The organism is Salipiger sp. 1_MG-2023 (assembly GCF_030547555.1).
In the GTDB taxonomy this organism is placed as follows: Bacteria; Pseudomonadota; Alphaproteobacteria; order Rhodobacterales; family Rhodobacteraceae; genus Salipiger.
Map to the genome: position 1 here is coordinate 1 of NZ_JAUOQN010000156.1, position 1479 is coordinate 1479.

Here is a 1479-nt window from a genome sequence, read left to right on the forward strand (position 1 = left end):
GGTTGGTTCTCGCAACCCGACCCTACCGGGAAACCCGATGGCCACCGTAAGCTACACCACGTCTGGGGACGTCACCGTTGTAGCTTGGTGCCTCGGGCGGTCACATCATCTACACCTATTCTAGCCACAGGTCTCCAATCGCGGCCCTGATGGCGCTATTTGTATCGTCGCTGTCGCCCGATACGGCCAGCCCGACGAGCGCACCCTTGTTGCCTCCGAAGGCGCGGGAATAATCTGCCGCCAGGTCGACACTCTCGCGATGCGATCCGATTCCGGCTTGCCTCAACGCAATGGTTACACCCTGACCCGGTGGGCCATAGGGTGAACGAATGATCTGGCCCTTTGCGTGATTTCCCCCCCAAGTATATTGCATGATCCGCACATCGTCATTTCCAAGCAGGCTACGGATGTTGGCGCCCTCAAGCTCCGGCGCCATGCGTTCGGGCACGAAAACAAAGTAGAGCGAGATATTCCGATCATCGCCGCCCTTCTGCGCAAGGTTTGTTGCCGGAACGGACTGGTCCACCGTCCAGGTCCATGATGCGCTCGAGGTCCCCCAATCCGCCTGTGGCAGACGCGTCCAGGCGATCGACACCGATCCTTTGGAAATCAGGCTGAGGTTGGTACCAAACCGATAATCGTTGGAGCTGAACAACGACAAACGTTGCTCCTGCCAACCATTGCCAAAGCTGATATTTCCGGCCGAAGCCGTTGTCGCTTGAGCCAGGAGAAGGGTGAGTAGCAGTGCAGGGCGCATGGGGTCTTTCATATGACAACTCCGCTTAACCTATCGCGTTACCGATGGGTGCAAAGGGGAAGAACACCGACCTGACGAAAATGTCAGGCGGTCGACAAGCGTCGCAGCATGATCCTGACCTGCAATTGCCCCTTCATCCCTGCACGAACTGATCCCGGCTGGTGTTTGCGAGGATCGGCTCAAGATGAGCAATGCCCTTCGGCGCACCCGGAAACCGGATTTCCCGAGGCATGGTTCCCAAGTTCGGCCAGACAGGGTGTTTACCTGCCATCGTTGCGCCGCTCTGAGCCAAGGCATGTCTTTTGCCAGGGCCTTTGCTCAGGCGGGTGCGAAAAGATGCCGCTTACCGTCGCGACCGCCCCTTAAACAGAGTGGGTTGGCCCTCCAGCATGTTTCTTCGAAGAATACTTAGGGGGCATTGCATATTAAATTCAATGTCTTGGCTCTGTTTTGGCGAACGCCTTTAAGGCCGGGTGCATTTTTCCGTTTTGGATTTTCAGCGGGTTCGCGGGCCTTACCCATGTGCAAAGCCAGCGGCCGGTGAGGTTCGTCTCTTGCACAAAAGAAAACCCGCACCCTCGGGTGCGCACCTGGAAGTTGGGGCAAAGATCGCCCTTGTATCACTTGCCGCGCCAGAGGTGCTCTGGAGCTATTGTCAAATCTGGTGTTTGGGCGGTCATCAAGCGGCGGCCTGATCTTGTGTTGATGGCTTGATGCCGTTG

The 1479-nt window shown here is 57.2% G+C and carries 1 protein-coding gene; it reads right to left on the reverse strand.

All coding sequences use genetic code 11. The features are described from left to right. Positions 1–115: 115 nt before the first annotated feature. Entirely contained in the window at positions 116–769 is a 654-nt protein-coding gene (locus Q4543_RS24350) for a DUF3047 domain-containing protein (protein WP_303442730.1), read from the reverse strand. Positions 770–1479 lie beyond the last annotated feature (710 nt).

Coding starts and splice junctions, on each gene's coding strand:
- Q4543_RS24350 (WP_303442730.1), bottom strand. CDS start 769: ATGAAAGACCCCATGCGCCCTGCACTGCTACTCACCCTTCTCCTGGCT.